15 protein-coding genes and 2 pseudogenes are annotated in these 18,224 nt (G+C 35.6%); 13 read left to right on the top strand and 4 right to left on the bottom strand.

All coding sequences use genetic code 11. The features are described 5' to 3' along the window. Positions 1–50: 50 nt before the first annotated feature. The 5 genes and pseudogenes from ACQW03_RS25550 to ACQW03_RS25530 all read left to right on the top strand — a co-directional run bounded on the left by ACQW03_RS25550 (position 51) and on the right by ACQW03_RS25530 (position 6,976). Positions 51–785: a response regulator gene (locus tag ACQW03_RS25550; protein WP_441952671.1), complete on the top strand. Its 735-nt coding sequence runs from the start codon at positions 51–53 to the stop codon at positions 783–785. After that, positions 775–1,842: a sensor histidine kinase gene (locus tag ACQW03_RS25545; protein ID WP_441952669.1), complete on the top strand. Its 1,068-nt coding sequence runs from the start codon at positions 775–777 to the stop codon at positions 1,840–1,842. The genes ACQW03_RS25550 and ACQW03_RS25545 overlap by 11 nt, the downstream gene beginning before the upstream one ends. Before the next feature lie 120 nt (positions 1,843–1,962). Continuing rightward, the gene (locus tag ACQW03_RS25540) at positions 1,963–2,739 is read left to right on the top strand and encodes an ABC transporter ATP-binding protein (protein WP_322175206.1); all 777 of its coding nucleotides are present in this window, start codon (positions 1,963–1,965) and stop codon (positions 2,737–2,739) included. Next, entirely contained in the window at positions 2,714–5,245 is a 2,532-nt protein-coding gene (locus ACQW03_RS25535) for a serine hydrolase (RefSeq protein ID WP_441952666.1), read from the top strand. The genes ACQW03_RS25540 and ACQW03_RS25535 overlap by 26 nt, the downstream gene beginning before the upstream one ends. A gap of 887 nt (positions 5,246–6,132) precedes the next feature. After that, a pseudogene (locus ACQW03_RS25530) lies at positions 6,133–6,976 on the top strand (alpha/beta fold hydrolase). Between the two features lie 220 nt (positions 6,977–7,196). Here the strand turns inward: ACQW03_RS25530 and ACQW03_RS25525 are convergent. Beyond that, positions 7,197–8,018 carry an NAD(P)H-binding protein gene (locus ACQW03_RS25525; protein ID WP_441952664.1) on the bottom strand — a complete coding sequence of 274 codons (822 nt, stop codon included), beginning with the start codon at positions 8,016–8,018 and terminating at the stop codon, positions 7,197–7,199. Positions 8,019–8,149: 131 nt separating this feature from the next. Between ACQW03_RS25525 and ACQW03_RS25520 the strand changes: the two genes are divergently transcribed. Continuing rightward, a complete protein-coding gene (locus ACQW03_RS25520) occupies positions 8,150–8,974 on the top strand; it encodes a MerR family transcriptional regulator (RefSeq protein ID WP_441952662.1) in 825 nt (274 codons plus the stop codon). A gap of 251 nt (positions 8,975–9,225) precedes the next feature. Here ACQW03_RS25520 and ACQW03_RS25515 read toward each other — a convergent pair whose 3' ends face one another. Further along, positions 9,226–9,828 (bottom strand): TetR/AcrR family transcriptional regulator, encoded by a 603-nt coding sequence (locus tag ACQW03_RS25515; RefSeq protein ID WP_441952660.1) that lies wholly within the window; start codon positions 9,826–9,828, stop codon positions 9,226–9,228. A 187-nt stretch (positions 9,829–10,015) separates the two neighbouring features. On the opposite strand from ACQW03_RS25515, the gene ACQW03_RS25510 reads away from it, so the two are divergent. The 6 genes and pseudogenes from ACQW03_RS25510 (at position 10,016) to ACQW03_RS25485 (ending at position 15,364) form a co-directional block, all read left to right on the top strand. Next, positions 10,016–11,221 (top strand): MFS transporter, encoded by a 1,206-nt coding sequence (locus tag ACQW03_RS25510; RefSeq protein ID WP_441952658.1) that lies wholly within the window; start codon positions 10,016–10,018, stop codon positions 11,219–11,221. Positions 11,222–11,604: 383 nt separating this feature from the next. After that, a complete protein-coding gene (locus ACQW03_RS25505; protein ID WP_441952656.1) occupies positions 11,605–11,877 on the top strand; it encodes a DUF6809 family protein in 273 nt (90 codons plus the stop codon). A 97-nt stretch (positions 11,878–11,974) separates the two neighbouring features. Next, a pseudogene (locus ACQW03_RS25500) lies at positions 11,975–12,322 on the top strand (hypothetical protein); the annotation flags it as partial. A 207-nt stretch (positions 12,323–12,529) separates the two neighbouring features. Next, complete coding sequence (locus ACQW03_RS25495; RefSeq protein ID WP_441952654.1) at positions 12,530–12,952, top strand: hypothetical protein; 423 nt, start codon at positions 12,530–12,532, stop codon at positions 12,950–12,952. Between the two features lie 513 nt (positions 12,953–13,465). Further along, the gene (locus ACQW03_RS25490) at positions 13,466–14,029 is read left to right on the top strand and encodes a MarR family winged helix-turn-helix transcriptional regulator (protein ID WP_441952652.1); all 564 of its coding nucleotides are present in this window, start codon (positions 13,466–13,468) and stop codon (positions 14,027–14,029) included. A gap of 60 nt (positions 14,030–14,089) precedes the next feature. Then, positions 14,090–15,364, top strand: coding sequence for an acyl-CoA thioester hydrolase/BAAT C-terminal domain-containing protein (locus ACQW03_RS25485; RefSeq protein ID WP_441952650.1), 1,275 nt, complete (start codon positions 14,090–14,092; stop codon positions 15,362–15,364). A 305-nt stretch (positions 15,365–15,669) separates the two neighbouring features. On the opposite strand, the gene ACQW03_RS25480 is transcribed toward ACQW03_RS25485, so the two are convergent. Then, positions 15,670–16,419 carry a class I SAM-dependent methyltransferase gene (locus ACQW03_RS25480; protein WP_076294561.1) on the bottom strand — a complete coding sequence of 250 codons (750 nt, stop codon included), beginning with the start codon at positions 16,417–16,419 and terminating at the stop codon, positions 15,670–15,672. 309 nt (positions 16,420–16,728) lie between these two features. On the opposite strand from ACQW03_RS25480, the gene ACQW03_RS25475 reads away from it, so the two are divergent. Then, positions 16,729–16,920 (top strand): hypothetical protein, encoded by a 192-nt coding sequence (locus ACQW03_RS25475; RefSeq protein WP_441952647.1) that lies wholly within the window; start codon positions 16,729–16,731, stop codon positions 16,918–16,920. A 128-nt stretch (positions 16,921–17,048) separates the two neighbouring features. On the opposite strand, the gene ACQW03_RS25470 is transcribed toward ACQW03_RS25475, so the two are convergent. Further along, the gene (locus ACQW03_RS25470; RefSeq protein ID WP_441952645.1) at positions 17,049–18,161 is read right to left on the bottom strand and encodes an alpha/beta fold hydrolase; all 1,113 of its coding nucleotides are present in this window, start codon (positions 18,159–18,161) and stop codon (positions 17,049–17,051) included. Between the last annotated feature and the right edge of the window lie 63 nt (positions 18,162–18,224).

Raw genomic sequence — 18,224 nt, 5'->3', positions numbered from 1 at the left:
GCTTCTGAGCGGTCCTTTGTACTTGTTTGGTATAAACTGGAGGTAAGATTATGAACCGTATATTTATTGTCGAGGATGAATCCAAGATTGGTGCATTATTAAAAAAAAACGTAGAAAAGTACGGTTTTTTGGCTAACACGGTAATTGATTTCCAAAATATTTCTACAGAGGTTAAGGATTACAATCCTGAACTGATTTTATTAGACATAAACCTTCCTTATTATGATGGATACTATTGGTGCAGACAAATTAGAAAATTTTCAAAAGTACCTATAATTTTTGTTTCTGCTCGTTCAGGAGAAATGGATCAAGTTATGGCTATAGAAAATGGTGGGGATGACTATTTAACCAAACCTATCCATCTAGATCTTTTAATTGCAAAAATTAAAAGTAATCTTAGAAGAGCTTATGGCGAGTACTCTTCTAATAATGAAAGCAATATACTCAACACAGAGCTACAAGATGAACTAGTAATAGGCAATTTAAAATTGTATCCAACACTTAATGAACTTTCTTGGAAAGACAAGAAAATTGAATTAACCAAAAATGAAAAGTTGTTGGCTTTAAGCCTCATTAGAAATTATGGACAGGTGGTTTCTAGAGAAAAGTTATTAACCGATTTATGGGACGATATAAATTTTATTGATGATAATACTTTAACCGTTAATGTCACAAGATTAAGAAAGAAAATGGATGAATTAGAACTATATGGTATTATTGAAACTGTTCGAAACCAGGGATATAAGTTTCGCTTAGTCGAGGAGGGACCAAACAATGGAAGGTAATCGAATCGTTATGTTTATACGAGATTATCTATCTTTTATTCTTTTGTATAGTATGATGTTAATGGTAGCCATAATATTTTTAATTCTGCAAAACACGATTGATTATAAGAATGGAGACATAGTTTATTTTCTCATTATTGAAATGACAATCTTAATTACTGGTCTAATAGCAGATTATGCTAAGCATATAAAGTACTCAAACCAACTTATCTCTACTATAAAACATATGGATGAATTGCACGACATAGCACTTATTGATTCACCTGTTACCACAGAACAGAAATTAGTAGTAACCTTGCTAAAGAAACAAAATAGTACTTATCTCAATAAAACTGAAAAATCTTGTAGACAACAAGAATTTCGTAACCATTTTACTTTGCAATGGGTTCATCATATGAAAACTCCTATTTCTATAATCGATTTACATTTACAAGAAGTCTCGCAAGAAAACAATACTATAGACTCAGAAACACTCGAAAGTATAAAAGAGGAACTATATAAAGTTGAAAGTGGTTTAAAAATGATGTTAGATACTGCACGTCTTGATAAATTTGAGATAGATCTTCAAATTAGTCGTCTTCCTTTGCATGAGTTAATTCGTAATATTATAAACGAACACAAAGAATTATGTATTCGTTATGCTATTTCTCCACATATTGAAGGAGAAGCATGGATAGAAACAGACAAGAAGTGGTTTAACGTAGTAATCAATCAGTTCATTAGTAACTCTATAAAATATAGTAAAAATAAATCAGGCGCAAAAAGTGTATTATTTAAAATTGGAACACAACCTGACGGAACAGTTACAATATGTGTAAAAGATGAAGGGATCGGTATATTGGAGAGTGATATTCCAAGAATATTTGATCCTTTTTTCACAGGAGAAAACGGAAGAATTACCGGAGAATCTACCGGAATGGGACTATATCTAGTAAAACAAATATGTGATCGTTTAGGCTATAAAGTTTCCGTTAGTTCAGAGAAAAATATAGGTACTTCTTTTATAATTCACCTTAACAATCAAAACATTTATCAAACTATAATGTCTGATTACTAAAATATTACATTACAATAATGTAAGTTCCATTTCTCGAATTGAAAGGAAAATCGATAGGTTGTAATACTAATTTGAATTAAAGTATATCTATAACAAATAAATAATAGAGAGGATTAAATAATGACGATACTAAAAACTGAAGCATTAGGAAAAGTTTATAACTCTAAAGGCAATTTGATTTATAAAGCCTTAGAGTCTATCAGCCTAGAAGTTAAAAAGGGGGAGTTTATTGGTATTATGGGCCCTTCAGGAAGCGGAAAAACTACCCTTCTTAATATGTTAGCAGCTATTGACCGTCCGACTTCAGGTCATGTGGAGATAAATAATATAAATCTTAGTAAGCTGAATGAAAGAAAGCTAGCCTTGTTTAGAAGAAGAGAACTAGGGTTTATATTTCAAGATTTTAATTTACTAGACACACTGTCAGTGGAAGAAAATATAATACTGCCTTTAGTTTTAGATGGGATTAAACCCAAAGAGATTCAAAAAAAGTTGATACCACTAGCTAGTTGGCTTAACATCTCAAAATTGCTAACTAAGCGTACATTTGAAATATCCGGTGGGCAGAAACAAAGGGTCGCTATTGCTAGAGCTATGATCCATCAGCCCTCCCTCATTTTAGCTGACGAATTAACAGGGAATTTAGACTCTAAAGCTGCCAAGGATGTTATGGATTCTTTAAAAAAAATTAATGAAGATCTTAATGCTACAATATTAATGGTTACGCACGACCCTTTCTCTGCAAGTTATTGTAAAAGAATTATTTTTATAAAAGATGGCAAGTTCTTCTCTGAAATACGTCAAGGATCCAACAGACAAGTCTTCTTTCAACAAATCTTAGATTCATTAAGTGTGCTTGGAGGTAACTTTGATGACATTCCGATCGCTCGCATTTAGTAATATTAAAGGGAATTGGCGTGCCTACAGCGCTTTTTTTCTAAGTAGTTCGTTTTCAGTTATGATATTTTATATGTATGCAGCTTTTCTTTATCATCCAGATGTTGTAAATGGATATATAGTAGGAGCAGAAAAATTAAGGCAAGGACTTTTATTATGCGAATATATAATAATTGTTTTTTCTTTTTTATTTATTCTTTATTCAAATACTGCATTCTTAAAAACGAGAACGAAAGAATTTGGATTATTTACTTTATTAGGAACTACAAGAAGGCAGATACGAAAACTTATTATTTATGAAAATTTGAGCATAGCTATATTAGCTATTGTTACTGGTACTTTTTCAGGAATTCTGTTTAGTCGGTTTTTCTTTATGATTTTAGCAGTGTTACTTAATATGGAGGATTGGATATCCTTTTCTGTCCCTTTTAAGTCTCTGGCCTTTACAAGTATTACTTTCTTTATTTTATTTACATTAATATCGATTATTAATGTAATCCGTATAAGTAAAACAGAAGTAATTGATTTGATCAAATCTTCAAAAAAGTCACAAGATGGTGTTTATTATTCTAAATGGATGGCTTTACTAGCAGCTATATGTTTAGTGACAGCCTATTATACATCGTTGATTATTAATGGAACAAATTTTGTCTGGGCTGCCTCTATTATCTTAATTGCGGTCATGATAGGAACTTACTTTTCGTTTACACAGCTTAGTATATTTTTACTCAATCAGGTTCGTAAAAGAAAAAATATATATTATAAAAAAATCAATCTAATTACGATTTCTCAACTTTCATATAACATTAAAGGAAACGCAAGAATGCTTTTTATTGTTTCAATCCTTAACGCTGTTACTTTGACAGCATCAGGAACTTTATTTATGTTTATTCAAACAATACAGTATGAAGAATTTAGGCAAATGTTATCACTTACTATGTTTATAGGAATTTTTATAAGTTTACTCTTTTTCCTAGCTTCAGGGAGTATTATTTATTTTAAATTATTCACTGAACTACAAGAAGATCAGGTGCAATACAAAGCACTTATGCGGATAGGTTTAGTAGAAAAAGAACTTGAAAAAACGATTTTTAGTCAAGTAAGTACTCTATTTTTTATTCCTTCTATTGTAGGAATAATACATGCTTTATTTGCTTTAAAGGCACTTGATAATCTTCTAATGACGTCAAATTGGGGCTACTCTTTTATAATTATTGGAGTATTTCTCTTACTGCAGTTTGTTTATTTTCTAGTTGCTTATAGCAATTATTTAAAAAGTATAAAAAGTGAAATTAATAAGAATAAATATCTAGATTTATCTCCAAAAAAAGAAAGAAGCATTTATAGAAGGGGGATCTATTTTTTTTTCGGTTTATTAATATTTACACTTTTATTAACACTACCTGTAATAAACGGGAAGTCTTTCTATGCTGTTTTTCAGACCATGAATGATGGTAGTACTGATAACAAGATACAAAGAATATTAGAAGATTCCATCTCTTCTAATGTGCCTGGAGCGATGCTAGGAGTCTTAAATCAAGGACAAACAACTTTTTTTGCTGCTGGGAAATCAAATATCAAAACTGAGAGTATAATGGAGCCTGACAATAAGTTTCGTATTGGAAGTGTCACTAAAATTTTCACAGCAACAGCCATACTACAACTTGTAGGAGAAAAGAAAATCGACTTAAATGATTCAATTGAAAAATGGTTACCTGGTTTAATTCGCGGTAACGAATACGATGGTAAACAAATAACAATACGCCAACTATTAAACCACACGAGTGGGTTAGCAGATTACGCTAATATAAAATTTTTAAACAATATATCCTCTAAACCATTACAAAATTATCAAGACTATGAACTGGTTAATATAGCCTTAAGTATGAAGCCTACTTTTGAACCAGGGAAGAAGTATAATTACTCGAACACTGATTATGTCTTATTAGGAATGATTATAAATAAAGTTACTGGAAAGCCTTATTCTAAAATAGTTGAAGAAAAGATCCTACAACCATTAAATTTAAAAAACACTTTTTTCCCGGGAAGTTCAACAAAGGTACCTAAAGAGCATTTTGCAAGAGGATATATTCAATGGAATAGTAATACCTCTTTACAGGATATAACTAATATAAATGTCTCGTTTGCAAATGCCTCTGGAGAAATGATTTCTACTACAGAAGATCTTAATATTTTTCTATGTGCATTAATGAGCGGAAAACTACTTAATCAAACTGAACTAGAAGAAATGAAAACTATTATAAATGATGGTAATTCAACAAAAGGATATGGATTAGGCCTGCAAAAAACAACCTTGCCTAATGGTGAGGATGTATGGGGACATGTTGGAGGAATAGCCGGTTACTATACTATTGCTTATGTTTCTGACGATGGAAGTAAGGCAGCAACTTTAAGCGTAAATGCTTATTCTTTTAATTCTTCAAATTTTCCATATAAAGGAGGCGAATTTATTAATCAAATTTTTATAGAAGTATTTAAAAAGTAAGCAGCTAGGCTATGAAAATTTATTTGGATATGCTTAGAAATAAAATTAAATATTTTTTGTCTAGAGCTTGTTTTCAAACTCTGTATGATGCGCTCAGTAGTAGTTTGAAAATACACTCTAGCAGGTGCGGATTACTTTAATAGTAATCCGCTTTTTATTTAATTTATCATATTTCTAAATAAAAGTAATTAATTATTTAGAAATATAATTAAGGATAATACAAAATTATGAAGAATCATTGAAGAAAGTATAACGGATTGCCAAGCTAAGTGTGACAACTATTTTATAGAAGATTTCGTGAGCGGATCCCAGCCCAGATACTTGTCCGGTCGGTGATTGATGAAGGTGAGAGCATAGACTAGTTCCTCTTCAGACACCATAGCAAAATCATGCTGTCTGGGAAAGAACTCACTTAAAAGTCCATTGCTGTTTCGCTTAATTCACACTGCCCAGACGAATACGAATCGACAAATATACCTGCAGATCATGGAAATGTTCTAAACCGACGTAGCAGGCAAGTTTTTTCCATGGTCTGCTGGAGCCGTCCGAAAGGTAAAAGAAAAGTATGGACTCGCCAAAATCCCAAAAGCACTTCACAGTCATATAATTGATGCCAAGTTTAACATTAGCTTTTTAACACCTGAGGGAGATACAGTCACTCAAGTGGCACATCGAGCTTGGCTGCTAGTTATTGTAGATGTCGCAACAAGAGCCAATATCGGTCATCATATTAGACGCTGAAGGAAGAGGAACTGAAAGTACTTTATGGAGGTAAGTGATGAAGATAATTCGCATTTATTTCTAAATTATTTTTCGATTATACTGTAAACACGCCCTAATATTCTGTATTTTTTTGTTTTATATATCATTGAGGGGAGGAATTCTACATGAACGAACAACTCATAAAAAGCGATGGATTAGTAATTTGTACTGACAGTTTCGGAAAGCGAGTTAACCCGGCAATATTACTGATTATGGGGGCTCAATCCTCACTGATCTGGTGGGAGGAAGAGTTCTGCCAGCGTTTAGCTGAGACAGATCGTTTTGTCATTCGCTATGATAACCGAGATGTTGGACGTTCTACAACCTATGAACCTGGGCAACCAGACTATACTTTCGAAGACATGGCTGATGATGCTATTCGAGTATTGGATGCTTATAAGATTGAGCAAGCGCATATCGTAGGGATGTCCATGGGCGGCATGCTGACTCAAATGATAGCTCTGCGACATCCAGGCAGAGTTCTAACCATTACCCTTTTAGCAACGTCCAATTTTGCTCCCGATCTTCCACCGATGGAGGAAAAGGTTATGGACTATTTCTCGAATATGGGAGCAATAGATTGGACGAACGAACAATCAGTGGTCGATTTTGTGATAGGTAGATCAAGAATTCTAGTAGGTTCAAAACACGCTTTCGATGAGAATAAAGTTTATAAAATTAGCAAAAGAAGAATGGAAAAGAAGCAACAATATAGCCAGTATGAGCAATCACGCAATGCTGTCAGGTGGAGAATCCTATCTTGCTAGGACAGGGGAAATAACCGTCCCTGCTCTGGTGATTCACGGTACTGAAGATCCGATTATCCCTTATGAACACGGAATAAATCTTGCTAACGAAATTCCAGGTGCAGTTTTACTGACATTGGAAGGTGCCGGGCATGAGCTTCACTATGACGACTGGGATTTAATAATCGATTCTATCTCAAATCACACTTCGATACCCAATTAAGTCAACTGATGTGTAGGATAGTTGAATAAAACAGTGGCAGTCTAAGACTTTATTTTTCGCCCATGGCTGCCGCTGTTTCTATTACTTGGCTCAGTATAATGTAGTGTTGTGCTTAGGGAAATGGGCTATCTTGCAGGAAACATGACCTATCGTTTTTTTCTTCGCTTTTCCCCGTTCAACTAACGTTTTCCGTTAGGTAATTAGCAAAACACATAAGGGGTTATACAAAATAATGCTTGTTTTCAATAACCCATTGAGTAAATGTTCTGGTTGGCTTGCCTGTAACTTGTTCTACTGTCGGTAGAACGGTATAGGCTCCTTTAGGAGGGTTTTTCCCCATCTCTATAATAAAGTATTCAATAAATTCATTGTCATAGCCTTTGCTTTTCCAATCTTGTTTTACTTGTTCTTCTGTAATTTCAACAAGATCAATGTATTTATCTATAACTACAGAAATTTGTTTAACCATACTTCTTGGAGACAATGCTTCTGGTCCTGTCAAATCATATGTCCGCTTATCATGGCCTTCTTCTGTTAGTGCCTTTACTGCGACATCAGCGATATCAGCTTCATGAATTCTAGCGCTTAAACTATCGGGGAAAGCCGTACGAATAAGTCCTTCTTTTTGGATTGATTCTGTCCAACCACTGTAAAGTGCATTTTTCATAAATTCCACTGGCTTTAATAAAGTCCATTCCATTCCGCTATTTTTAATAACGTCCTCAATTGGATTCCCTTCAAAATCTATCAGGGCTACAATTCTTGCAACATTGACTTGTTTTGCCATCTGAATAATTCTTTTGTTTTTTATAAATTTTTCGTCCGTTTGTTCACTCTGAGTGATCAGAAACAAGCTATCTATAGTATCGAGATGTGCTTTTATAGTTTCGGGAATATCAAGATCACCTAGAACTACTTGTGCTCCTTTAGGCAAGTTGCTTTCCTTCCTTGATAATGCCTTTACTTCTATATCTTTTGCAAGTAGTTGCTCAACAATATGACTTCCCACACTTCCTGTTGCTCCTGTAACTAGAACTTTCATTCCTTATATCCTCCCAAGATTACTTATTTAGGTATTACTTTCGATTAGATAATCCTCATGGTCTACTGCTATTTGAAGGTTACTTGGTTATAATAAAGTGTGGTGTAACACCATAGTCAAGGAGGGATTTCATGGAGAATAATGTTCAAACTCATTTAACGTCAGGACAATTTGCAAAAGTGATGGGTATTAGCAAGGATACTTTATTTCACTATGATCGACTTGGAATTCTTTCTCCTGAATTTAAAGCTGAAAATGGGTATAGATATTATTCAATTAATCAAATTGATGTTTTTAAAGTGATTTCAATACTTAAAGAATTAGAAATGCCATTAAAAGAGATAAAAGAGTATTTAAATAAAAGGTCACCTCAGGAGCTCATTGTCCTACTTGGGAAAGAAGAGGCAATGCTGAATTCAAAAATTAAACAACTGCAAAAAATGAAAAGTATAATATCAGAGAAGAAACGAATTACCCAAGCAGCAACTGAGATCATTTCAACTGATATTATTATTGAGGAAAAAAAGGAGGAGTTTTTGGTAGTAACAGAGGCTGATCCTTACACAAATGATAAAAGCATTTACGATTCTATGATAAAACACGAAAAGTACTTGAACATTTATAGTCTTGATGCTTCCCATACAGTAGGCTGGATGAGAGATACTAAAAGAGTCTTAGCAAATGAAACATTCAATTATGATTATCTTTTTACTAGAGTTAGTAAAAAATCAAATTATTCAAATTTCAAGCGAGAAAAAGGAACATATTTAATCGCGTACCATACTGAGGGATACTCAAGTGTATGTGACACTTATGATCGAATAATAAATTATGCTAAAGATAAGTGCATAGGATTACAGGGATTTTTTTATGAGGATGTTTTGTTAGATGATCTTTCAGTTAGAGGTTATGAAGAGTATTTAATTAAGATCTCTGTTCAAATCTTAAAGATGTAGAATAGCAAACAAAGAGAACCCATTTCTCTACTTACTGTATATAATACTCACGGCAAATCAAACTTTCCTGCTGGTTAAACATCCATGCATCCCAATAAAACATTTTCCAGTACAGACGGAATTCTGCATAAAAATAGATACAGGTTTGTTAGTCGTTGTCGAAGAGGTGGGTAGAGAGGCAATCTCCTTTTTTAGAGAGATTGCCTTTTTCTATTTATATGTCCTTATTTTCATGAAGACTGGGGCAAGTCTCAGGCACAAGTATCCCAAAGCTCCATCAATTTAGTTATGGCTGCATCAATGTTGTCTAGGGACACACCATCTCTGGCTTCCGTAGATATACCTTCCAGGAAGGTAACGAATAGTGTGGTTAACATGCTAACATTTGTGGATTCTTGAAGTTCTCCGTTCTTGGTAGCTCGCTCAATACGAGCATGGAACTTGTTCCTAGTCACTGCTCTTTGCCTGATCAATAGTTCTCGAATATGAGTGTTTTCCGGCGAACAAGTATTTGCAGAGAATATGACTAAACAACCCAAGGGATGGGTCCGCTCAGTCTGCATGATTGATGAACGTCTTAAGGCTAATTCAATAGCTGTACGCGATGAAAGTGAATAGTCTGTAAGGCATGTCGATACTTGTCCGAATGTTGCCAAATACCGGTCCAGCGCTTCTTTGAATAGTGCGTCTTTTGATTCAAAAGCTGCATAAAAGCTGGCTGAGGAGATGCCGCCCATCGCCTTTTTGAGTTGAGCCAAAGAGGTTGATTCAAATCCATGCTCCCAAAACAACATCATAGCTTGGGAGATCGCTTCGTCGCGACAGAATTTACGTGGTCTTCCGGTTCTAACCATGGAGTAGCCTCCTTTTACCTTGTACTTATATACTAATCGATCCAAAAGTGATTGACAAGAGCGGGGGGTCTCTTTAAAATATGGAATGATCGATCCATAAATAAATGTAAGGAGGTCAAATCACTGGCACATTTGCTTGGTCTTCCGCTTGAACTTGTTTTGAAATCGATATTAAGGAGCTGCGCTAATGTCCAGCAATAATTCTTCTACTACTGCAAAGATCGCGTCTTCCGCTTCCTCTAGGTCCTTTCCCTGGCTTGGCCTGCTCGCTTTGGCTATGACAGGATTCATTTGTATTATGACAGAAACGATTCCGGCTGGTTTGCTTCCGCAAATAAGTAAGGGACTTCATATTTCAGAGGCAATGGCCGGTCAACTGGTCACCGTGTATGCTATCGGTTCCTTAGTGGCTGCCATCCCTGTAGCTATAGTTACCCGCCAATGGCGGAGGCGTCCGCTGTTACTTCTGGCTATCTGCGGATTCCTGGTTTTTAACAGTGTCACCGCAATTTCTTCCAGCTACATACTGACGCTGGCTGCCCGTCTACTGGCAGGAGTTTCGGCTGGAGTTCTATGGGGGATGATCGGCGGTTATGCTCTCCGCATGGTCTCTGCTACATTGAAGGGGAGGGGGATGGCGGTTGCCATGGTTGGAACGCCCATCGCCTTGGCTATTGGTGTCCCTGCGGGAACGTTTCTCGGGAACCTGATGGGTTGGCGTTCTGTTTTTGGAATCATGTCGCTACTGACTGTTATACTGATCGCGTGGGTGCTTTGGAAGGTGCCGGACTATCCGGGACGGTCCTCCGATAAACAAACCTCGATCTATGTAGTCTTCCTTACACCGGGTATTCGGCCCATACTTATGGTTGTTCTGACCTGGATGACAGCCCATAATATTCTCTATACTTATATTTCTCCATTTCTTGCTTCTAATGGGATGGGTGATAGAGTGGGTCAGGCGCTGGCTTTCTTTGGCATTGCTGCTCTCGTAGGTATATGGATAACTGGCGTATTCATCGACCGTTGGCTGCGTAAGCTTGTCCTTATTAGTCTTATTTCCTTCGTCTTTATTTCTATTGCCATGACCTTTAGCAACTCCAATGTCCTTATGATCTATATCATTGTTACGGTATGGGGTTTAACTTTCGGCGGTGCAGCAACGCTGTTGCAAACGGCGCTTGCTCAGGCTGCAGGGGAGAGCAAAGTGGATATGGTCATGCCGATTAACACGACCGTATGGAATCTGGCTATCGCTGGCGGCGGGATGGCTGGGGGTATTTTACTTGAAACTTTTGGTGCGGGATCATTTTCATGGGCATTATTCATACTCTTATTCCTTGCGCTTCTCGTGGCTTGGGGTGGCAAAAAGTATTCGTTCCCTCCACAGTAATCTGATAATTAGTGAGGCTTTTTTTAAAAAATTCGATTGCTATGACTTCTAACTTTAATGAGTAGAAGATATGAAGTCCTGCTTATTTTCCAAGAAGGGCTGACTTCGTCCAGCACTTACTCGTAGGCAACCAGACCGAATCCGGCCACCCATACAGTATTATCCTCGATGTGGACGTGATTCTTTTTCACTACGTTCATAATCGGTGTAAATCCTCTGGTCACACATTTCAGATATTCGGCATTAGTCCTCAATTACCTTAGTGAAATATTCGCTAAAAATCAGTATTGATTTTTTACTGATATATCCTTGTTTTTGAGGAACAAAATGCACTCTGTGTTCGAACTCAAAACTCTATCTATATCATGAAGGAGAAGATGAATATGAGTATCTTAGAGGATTTATATTACGGAAAATGGTACCCAAGTGAACGAACCAAACCTGAAAACCCTGAGCTTGAACTAGTCCATCAGAAAATATCCGCTTCTATGAAAGCACTAAAAGCAAGATTGTCGAAACAAGATTACGAATTAATTGAAGAACTATCCGATTTAAATGATGTTTTGATTTCTATATTATCCGCCTCAGATTATATTACTGGATACAAAGCTGGTGCTTTGACTATGGTTGAAATATTTGATAGAAAAATCATCTAAACTAAGGTGTATCCTATTGCTTTAAAGTAAGAGAGTAGATAAAAGGTTTTACATTGTGATTAAGAGGCAGCACTGTTTAATAACATATAAGTCTGTGGAGCTTGGTCAGGATTTTGTAGCAGCTAATTCAGAACGATATGAGAAAAAATTTGATTCAGTCTGGAGCTTCCCAGATTATATGTCGTACGGCATTCCGAAGGGAATGTATCAAGGGTACATGGAACGGGCAGCTAAACAAAACGATTCATGGAATGACATGCTCAATTTCGGTACATTTGGAGTATCGGGCATGATTCAGGGAACATTTAATCCCACAAATGCATGGTCAAAAGAACATATGGCAAATTTGATTGGTACAGCTGGTTTGATGATAGGTTCTACGACAACTAAAGCGCTGATTAAGCCCAAGAATATGTTGGAGGGATCTGTTAAGTATGAAGGTGCTAAAAGTACAAATATTTTAAAAGAAAGCGAACAGCACCCTGCTATTGTAAGAGGGCTCAATACAGATATTGATGATATATTCATTACCTAGATGATTCAAAACAAGGATTTACAGGAATGAGTTACCATTTTCGAACAATAAATCGTGTTAAGATGGAATTAAATGCATATATAAGAGAAATAAAAATTGCAGAAGATATGGGACGTAATGATATTGCAAATATGCTGTTTGAAATTATATTCAAGAAAGAAGATTACTGACCAGTCACTTGAAATAAAAATAATTCAGGAGGAACAAAATGAATATAGTAAAAAAATAGAAGAAGGACAATGTTCAATACAAGAGTTAGAAAATTTGCTAGAAGAAAACAACCCCATAGTTTTATATCATGCATTGACACATATCGGAAAAGAAGGCCTCCGTACAAAGGGAATTATAAAAAAGTTAAGTGAATTGTCTTCAAAAAGGGAACCTCAAGATAAGCTGATAGGTCATTATAAAGTAGGAGACTTAGCAATAGCTACTATGATAAAACTTGGAGAAAAAGAAGATGAGATAACTGGGTTTAAGATATTAGATAAATTTGAAAAAAAGATGGTTTTTCGTTTATTTGAAGAAATCAAATGGTAATGCCTCCTGTTCGTCTGAATGAATGCACTTAATTCAAAACTTATTTCACCTCGAACCATGAGGAGAAATAAGTTTTTTTCATATCTAATGGAGATGAACCAAATGAATAGGATACTTATTCAAGCTGTAGAGCGTTTGTATTCAATTCATTTTGAAAGTTTAGTCAAGTTCAAAATTCGCTGAAAACGTCGCTCTAGGAGAAACTACTTAGCTGCTGAGTGTGTAGCGGAAAAGCCTAACCAAAAAAGGGTAACGGATATTACGCAATATCGAGTGGGCGAACGCTGGTGGTATCTTTCTGCGATAAGGTCTTGCCAAAGCTTCTGCAAGGTAAAAGACGTGACCGGGCTGATCGTTCATAACGACTAGGGATTCCAGATACAAAATAACAATTGTTTATTAAATGTATTAAATCCCCAAATAGTATCATTGTCATCATGTTGACGATAATTCAAAATGCTGTTATTGTAATTATAGTCAGTATGGTGACAATAAAAAGAAAAGGATATATTTATGGAATATTCTAAAGCGCTTAGAGAGTTATATATAATGCAACAAACTTACGCTACTTTTTTTTCCGTTACTAATAAGTTGCAAATACAAGGCGACAACTATTTTGAGAAATTAACATCACGACAGTACATGATCATGCTGGCAATAGCTCATTTGCCAGAGGATGAAACAACACTTGTTAATATCGCAAGAAAGTTAGAAACAAGCAAACAAAGTGCACAAAAGCTTATAGTCAATTTAGAGAATAAAGGATACCTAATTACGATACCAAGCAAACGGGACAAACGTGCCATTAACGTGGAAATCACGGAATTAGGGAAAAGAGTCATGCTGGAATGTGGTGAGAAAGCAATATGCCTAATGGCAGATATTTTTAATGAATTCACAACTGAAGAATTAGAAGTGTTATGGAGTTTATTGAAAAGAATATATGGTACTCACAACGACGAGTACGTTGGTTTTGAGGAAGACGTAAATTATAAATTTGAAGACCTGGAAGGGTTTCAAGGAGCACAAATTCGAGCTTTAGATAGTTTTATTTTGCGGAGAAAACATTTTAAATGATGGAATTGAAAATAGGCAATATTTCCATTCAAGTTCTATATTTTCTTTGGAGGCTACGAGATGAAATTACAAGTACAACCAAGAGTTGCACTTATTGATGAAAAAATCGATTTTTGTGTCACAGGGTTACCAGCAGAGGGCAAAATGAAAATAACTGCATCCATGCATTTTCCATGGGCAGTAAGTGAAAAGTATCAATCATTTGCTTGGTTTACTGCGGATTCAAACGGTAGTGTTGATTTATCAAAACACAAACCTGATTCTGGAACTTATGATTATATAGATAGTATGGGGCTTATTACTTCTTTACAAAAGATCAATAGTGAGGGAGGGAATATCGCTCATAATATTTCAATAGATGATAGTGTATTTATTGATATAGTATGTGAAAATGGACAAGATCGAGAATGTATAAGACTAGAGCGTATGTTCAAGTTACCGGAAGTGAAAAGACAACAGATCACCGATGAATTTATGGGAGAGTTATTTTATTCTGAAAACTCAAATAATAAAACGATTGTAGTATTGGGTGGATCTGATGGTGAACGAAGTGGTCTTTCGCTTTTGTCAGGACCATTGGCATCTAGAGGTTTTAATGTTTTAACCGTTGGATATTTCAATGAAAAGGGATTGCCTAAAAAACTAGAGGAAATTCCCCTTGAATATTTTGAAAAGGTGTTCTCTTGGCTTAAAAAGAATCCATTAACACGTGCTAATGAAATATATGTACACGGTACATCTAAAGGCGGAGAATTGGCGTTACTTTTGGCATCGCGATATAATTTCATTTCTAAAGTTGTGGCTTCTGCACCCCATGCATATTGTTTTCAAGCGTTGGATGGTTTGATGAGTGGTAAAAATGTTTCATCATGGTCATATGAAGGGAGATCATTACCATTTATACCAGTTGATAATGATATTTTTTACGACCATCAGCGTCATTGCTTAGAAAAGAATATACCTTTTGGTTTTACTACTACATATAAAAAAAGTGTGGAAAGGGCAAGAAATAAAGAGGAGGCTCGAATAAAAATAGAGAATGCAAATGCAAATTTATTGCTAATTTCAGGTCATGAAGATAATATTTGGAATACTCACGAGGCATGTGTAGAAATAATGAGTATTTTGAAAAAAAACAATTATAAATACAAATACAATCTTTTAGACTATAAGGATTTAGGTCACTCATTACCAATACCGTTTATTATACCTTTAAGCGAAACATTGAACTTAAAAATGGGTGGAGGCGTTTTTACTTGTGGTGGTACTTTAAAAGGAAATTCTTTTGGTCAATCAGATTCTTGGCAGAAAACAATAGAATTTTTCATGAATTAGGGCGTGTCTTCAAGCTCAGGCAAGCTAAACCATAATGGATGCCAAGGCCAAAAAAGACTTGAATGTACACGCCAATTTATCATAGTGAGTCGTCAGATGACGATAAATTCTTTACTTTATTAAAGAAGCAGTCCACCAAATCACGTTCTTCGTAAACATCCCAATCTATTTTAGAATGACTCAGCGATTTTTCTTTCCGGGAATCACTGGAATAGCTTGTTATTCCTTCAAAAACATGCGAATGGCATGGATATCATATGCGCGGTCGACAAACACTTGGGATGAACATTCCGGGATTATTCGTTTTAGGCTCCATGTTTTTTTCGACAAACACTAATGATGGAAGGAGATGAAGGAGTGAACGGTGTTTTATCCCAGTCCGAATATTGATTTTCGATATAAAAGCCGCGGCTCGTTAATAAACGCTGAAGCGTGTCATTATCAGTAAAGCGACATGCAATTCGAGAAGTTGTTTTCTCCGATCCCCAATCTCGGAACGTGACCCAGTGCATGATCTGGTTACTTGAATCATACGACTGTGTTCCAGATACCTTGACTTTTATTCCATCCTTATCGATAAAATTTCCCCAGATGCTTTCCTCTTGGTTGGATAAATCGGTTCCCAAGGGGTTTCGTGTTTCAAAAACAAACATCCCATTTGACTCTAGGTGCTTGTAGACGGTTTCGAGTAAGGCTCGTTGATCCTCATCGCTCAAAAATGCCTGGAATGCATTTCCTGTCAAATAAATCATGGAAAAACGCTTTTCGGAATCGAATGTACGAGCATCAGCTTCAATAAAATCCACAGGCAAACCTTGAGCTTTAACCCGCGCATATTCAAGCATCGATGAAGAAATATCAACACCTGTTATATGTATCCCCGATTTTGATATATGAATGGTTGTCAATCCTGTACCACATGCAAGTTCCAGAACCTCGCCTGGGTTCAATCTAGCCATATCAAGATAAAAATTATATTTATTAGTCTCTCCGCCAAATTCAAGATCATAATTAATCGGGTCTCGATACTCTTCAAGATTATCGTGATTTATCAATATGAATCATCCCTCCACTACAATACAGATTTCTTTAAATCATCCTTCATTATACCATCCATTTCTCGGCTTTTCGATATATGGAAACCATGTTGATGTTTTATAAAAAAAGGACTGACGCGCCAGCACTTTTAAAACAAAAAAAGCCGCTAATTTAGCGGATCTGATGAGGCAATATCTTTTTACTGGACGAGAGCGTGTCTTTAAACCTAATTTAACATCTCTTGAAAATTACACTACTAAGGGATACCATAACCCGCTTAAAAAATGCTGATTTACGTATACGTGATGTTAAGGGAGAACTTTATATTGAAGAACGATAAAGGGGTAACGTTTAAAATGGGAAAAATAATGGATGTTAGTTTAACTTTTGAGTCAAAAGATGAAGGTACAATTATAGTAGGGACAAACAAAGGGTTAGATCATTTAACCTACTTAGAAATAAAAAAAATCATAGGTGATAAAATTCTTATTAAAAATGCAGATCAAAATGAGACGTAAAAAAGGCGGTTTCCCCTTTGGGGGAAACCATTCGTTATACATAATTCTTTTAAATATTTACTAAATATCCGTATTAACAATACTCTTGATTTTTTATGTGAAATACTTTTAGTATTCATTCAACTTTGTTATAGGAATTTCTTCATTTCATTAAAGGCTAATTCCCTGTGACCTGCTTGGCAGTGTTGCTCACCACCTGTTTCTTTAGTAAATACTTTGGTTGTAATGGACGCAGCATTGATTAATTCTTGTTGGATTTGTGCGAGTCGGCTAATAGGTACGTATTGATCATCTTCTCCAGCTAGTAAAAGAACATCTTGATTAATGAATGCCCCAATGCCTTGCATTGTGTGCTTTTCGAAATTTTTAATGAGATCAAAAGGCGTTGCTTCACCGGTGTTTTCCATCCCTTTGGTAATCTTCCAATGCAAATCAATATTGTGAGTCATCATCTGTTCGAATAATGAATTCACTTGATCTACTTCATTACGATCGACTAGCTGCATTATACTCTGATACGTTTCTTCTGGCATGCCCATTTTTAAGGCGTCTAAACCACAATAGAAAATGTTAAAAGCAACTACTTTATCGATTCTCTTTTCGAAGGCTGCCGCACGCATAGCTAAATACCCTCCCCAAGAAGCACCTACGAGACTTACACGATCTAATTTGAAATAATCAATCACCGTTGATATGGGCTTTTCCCAGTTATGAATGAATTTTAGACCGTTTTTTAATGCAGTTCCTTGGCCTGGACCATCAAATACAATAATATTGTAATGAATTCCCTTCATGAATTTCATCATTTTAAGCATCTCTTCCATGTAAGAATCATAGCCACCAAAGACAAGTAATGTTTTCGTAGCTCCAGGCGCCAACAATTTTACAGCAGGAAGATAGGAATCTTCATAGGGAATCTTGTAGGATTCATAATCAAAATCATGAAAGCCTTTATAGAATGTTTCTCTATATTTTTGATACATTTTTTCTTTATTGGGGTCTGTAGTTGCAAGATAAAATTCTGCAGCTTGATAGTAGACTGAGGCTAAGTCATAGTCCTTGCTGTCTTCGCGTTTCTTTGCAAAATTGAGCCAAGCTTCATACCAGCTATGAGTGTCTTTTAATTTCGGAATCATTTTTTCCAAGTCAGCTTGTGCTCGATCATCTTCTTGATAATAATCATTGATAAAACGATTAATTTGAAGATTGAATTGTTCATTATTGACATATGATTTAAACATATATTTTCCTCCTTCAATTTGGGTATGTGCTTACTATAGAGTATAGTTACTACATAAAAAATA

It is taken from the genome of Paenibacillus sp. DRB1-1 (assembly GCF_052119485.1).
In the GTDB taxonomy this organism is placed as follows: Bacteria; Bacillota; Bacilli; order Paenibacillales; family Paenibacillaceae; genus Paenibacillus; species Paenibacillus polymyxa_B.
Note: the sequence above shows the minus strand (reverse complement) of the source record. Positions and strands in the feature narration are given on the sequence as shown.

Bases quoted from the DNA above. Each gene is read 5' to 3' on its own strand.
- ACQW03_RS25550 (WP_441952671.1), top strand. From the start codon at position 51: ATGAACCGTATATTTATTGTCGAGGATGAATCCAAGATTGGTGCATTA.
- ACQW03_RS25545 (WP_441952669.1), top strand. From the start codon at position 775: ATGGAAGGTAATCGAATCGTTATGTTTATACGAGATTATCTATCTTTT.
- ACQW03_RS25540 (WP_322175206.1), top strand. From the start codon at position 1,963: ATGACGATACTAAAAACTGAAGCATTAGGAAAAGTTTATAACTCTAAA.
- ACQW03_RS25535 (WP_441952666.1), top strand. From the start codon at position 2,714: ATGACATTCCGATCGCTCGCATTTAGTAATATTAAAGGGAATTGGCGT.
- ACQW03_RS25525 (WP_441952664.1), bottom strand. From the start codon at position 8,018: ATGAAAGTTCTAGTTACAGGAGCAACAGGAAGTGTGGGAAGTCATATT.
- ACQW03_RS25520 (WP_441952662.1), top strand. From the start codon at position 8,150: ATGGAGAATAATGTTCAAACTCATTTAACGTCAGGACAATTTGCAAAA.
- ACQW03_RS25515 (WP_441952660.1), bottom strand. From the start codon at position 9,828: ATGGTTAGAACCGGAAGACCACGTAAATTCTGTCGCGACGAAGCGATC.
- ACQW03_RS25510 (WP_441952658.1), top strand. From the start codon at position 10,016: ATGTCCAGCAATAATTCTTCTACTACTGCAAAGATCGCGTCTTCCGCT.
- ACQW03_RS25505 (WP_441952656.1), top strand. From the start codon at position 11,605: ATGAGTATCTTAGAGGATTTATATTACGGAAAATGGTACCCAAGTGAA.
- ACQW03_RS25495 (WP_441952654.1), top strand. From the start codon at position 12,530: ATGATATTGCAAATATGCTGTTTGAAATTATATTCAAGAAAGAAGATT.
- ACQW03_RS25490 (WP_441952652.1), top strand. From the start codon at position 13,466: ATGGAATATTCTAAAGCGCTTAGAGAGTTATATATAATGCAACAAACT.
- ACQW03_RS25485 (WP_441952650.1), top strand. From the start codon at position 14,090: ATGAAATTACAAGTACAACCAAGAGTTGCACTTATTGATGAAAAAATC.
- ACQW03_RS25470 (WP_441952645.1), bottom strand. From the start codon at position 18,161: ATGTTTAAATCATATGTCAATAATGAACAATTCAATCTTCAAATTAAT.